A 2870-nucleotide genomic window follows, 5' to 3' on the forward strand; every position below is an offset into this window, starting at 1 on the left:
GACAAATACATCTTGGATTTCACGGTTGGGCATCCAACCTATAAGTATAATCGTTTTTTTATTGAGGGGGATCCACAGGCTTTATTAATTGTTGAGTTTAGGGGGCTTACAGCTGCCGAAACAGAGGCGAAAGCGATGGCATTGAAAGCAGATCTAATTGCTCGTGGCTTAGGATATGCCTATCCTTATATTACCGGTATTGAACAGACGAATTTAGTTTGGGATGTGCGCAAAGCGGGCCTTGGTTTAATCCGTAATTTGCCTGGGGACAGTCAGCCTGTAAATTTGATGGAAGAGTGTGCGGTTGCGCCTTAGGATCGACCTGCTGACGGGCGGGATATTCAAAAGCTTTTGATAGAAGAGGGAGTACATGCATCTTATTATGCGCATGCAGGAGCGGGAGAGCTGCATATCGAACCCTTTGTAAATCTGAAAACAGCGGCCGGTAAACGTACTTTTCGTTCAATCCTCGAGAAAACGAGTGATCTTGTGTTAAAATATAACGGTTCGCTGAGTGGTGAGCACGGTGATGGTCGTCTGCGCGGAGAGTTTATTGGTAAAGTGCTTGGCGAAAAAGTTTACAAATTACTTGAGGAAGTCAAATTCATCTTTGACCCACAGGGAGTTTTTAATGCAAATAAGATTGTCAACACACCGCCGATGGATTCTCATTTGCGTTATGACAACGATAGCAACCGAACTGAAATAAAGACCTACTTCGATTTTTCTAAAGATGAGTCTATCCTTCGGTTGGCGGAGAAGTGTTCTGGTTCGGGAGATTGCCGAAAGACTGAAATTACAGGAGGAACAATGTGTCCGTCGTTTATGGCTACACGTGATGAAAAAGATACAACACGGGCACGGGCAAATATGCTGCGTCAGTTTTTGACGAATTCTACAAAGAAAAACCGTTTCGATCATGAAGAGATCAAAGAGGTCATGGATCTCTGTTTAAGTTGCAAAGGCTGTAAAACGGAGTGTCCTTCCAGCGTAGATGTTGCTAAAATGAAAGCAGAATTTCTACAACACTATTATGATGAGCATGGTGCGGGGTTTAGAACAAAATTAATTGCTAATTTCACCCAGTCTCAGAAACTCGGATCGTGGGTTGCACCTCTTTATAATTTTGTGGTCAAAAATGATTTCTTGTCAGGAATGGTCAAAAAAACAGTCGGATTTGCGCCAAAGCGTTCCTTGCCAACCGTCAATGGCACGACCTTAACCCAATGGGTAAAAAAACAAGCAGTGGTAAGTGATGCCAAGCGTCGTGTTTATCTTTTTTCGGATGAGTTTACGGAATATAATGATGCAGAGATCGGTATTACAGCATATAAATTATTGACGGCATTGGGGTATGAAGTAATCATTCCAAAACATGTGCAAAGTGGGCGGACTTATCTTTCCAAAGGGTTTGTGAAAGAAGCAAAGAAGATTGCGAATCAAAATATCCATTTCCTAAAGGGGTTAATTACGGATGATACGCCACTTTTAGGCGTTGAACCATCAGGGATAATTACATTTAGAGACGAGTATTTGAGTTTAGTAGACGATGATTTGCGGGTTGACGCACAAAAAGTAGCCAAAAATGCGTTGATGATTGACGAATTTCTGTTGACTGAAATGAAGGCTGGGCGTATTCATCCGGAACAGTTTACTGGAACAACAAAAAAGATAAAGCTGCATGGTCACTGTTACCAAAAGGCTTTTCACCTCGTGACTGTGACAGAACAGGTTCTATCATTCCCGACGAATTTTAGCGTAGAAACTATTCCTTCGGGCTGTTGTGGTATGGCAGGATCATTTGGTTATGAGGCTGAACATTATGATGTTTCGATGAAAGTGGCCGAGCTGGTTTTGTTACCAACCATACGTAAAACATCATCCGATACGCTAATTGCTGCGGCGGGTACTTCCTGTAGGCATCAGATTAAAGATGGTGTAGGAAGAAAATCTTATCATCCTGTGGAAATTTTATACGATGCTTTATTGAAATAAAATAAAAACATTGATAATAGTTGTTTGTTATCAGTAATAATGGTAATATTATAAGAGCAATATTCATTAATAACTGATAACAAACAATTCAATATGTACAAGATTCAATCTATAGCATTTCTTGCAACCGCTACGGTGCTGATGGCTAGTTGCGGAAATTCCAATCAGAAGAAAACTGATGGAAGTGATACAACAACGGTTAACAAAATTGAAGGTGTAAAAATCGAACAATTTACGAATGGTACACCGGGCGCAGAAAAGAAGAACTTTTTTCTACGTATCACAGATGAGATCTTAACCGATTCAAGTCGGATTTATATCACAAAATCTCTTTACAAACAAGATACTGTTGGAGCGAAGTTTGAGATTATAGATTTTATACCCGCAGGTATAATAGACGGACAGCCGAGTGATGACGTCGGTTTTACCAAAGGTAAAATTAGAATCTCGTCATCGGGTCAACAGTCTGATAATTTAATTAAAGCGTTAGGTGACTTATTTCAGACGCCTACAACTGATTCTTTTACAAAAGATGTAATTCTTCCGAATGTCTTTTCATCCAATAAGGTGAATGCTGACTTGTCCAAAAAAACAGCATATAGCTTTAAACTATTTTTGGACAATAAAAAAGCTGCTCCAGCGGAGCTCTTCTTTAATGTAGACACGTATAAGCATTCTATTGAATTTTCAGAGAAAGATCCTTCGTTCCGAGCTGGATTTTTATCAGCGTTAACCGGTAAATAGTGAAGCTGTGACATGTGCCACTACTTCGATGAGCCCTAAGTTATATGCTCAGGTGTAGTATATAGATTGATTATAAAATAAAAACGGCTAGAAATTATCTAGCCGTTTTTATTTTATATGAAAAAGAGATA

At 39.7% G+C, this 2870-nt stretch carries 2 protein-coding genes and 1 pseudogene; all 3 read left to right on the plus strand.

The window, feature by feature from the left end; all coding sequences use genetic code 11:
* A pseudogene (locus tag B2X72_RS26530) lies at positions 1–315 on the plus strand (FAD-binding oxidoreductase); the annotation flags it as partial.
* 24 nt (positions 316–339) lie between these two features.
* Positions 340–1995 carry an FAD-binding and (Fe-S)-binding domain-containing protein gene (locus tag B2X72_RS00685; RefSeq protein ID WP_349681386.1) on the plus strand — a complete coding sequence of 552 codons (1656 nt, stop codon included), beginning with the start codon at positions 340–342 and terminating at the stop codon, positions 1993–1995.
* Positions 1996–2088: 93 nt separating this feature from the next.
* Positions 2089–2739: a hypothetical protein gene (locus B2X72_RS00690; RefSeq protein ID WP_088161598.1), complete on the plus strand. Its 651-nt coding sequence runs from the start codon at positions 2089–2091 to the stop codon at positions 2737–2739.
* Positions 2740–2870: the final 131 nt, after the last annotated feature.

This window comes from Sphingobacterium sp. UBA7253 (genome assembly GCF_002472745.1).
GTDB lineage: Bacteria > Bacteroidota > Bacteroidia > Sphingobacteriales > Sphingobacteriaceae > Sphingobacterium > Sphingobacterium siyangense.

What these genes read in the sequence shown, in the direction of transcription:
- B2X72_RS00690 (WP_088161598.1), top strand. Translation starts at nt 2,089, where the DNA reads ATGTACAAGATTCAATCTATAGCATTTCTTGCAACCGCTACGGTGCTG.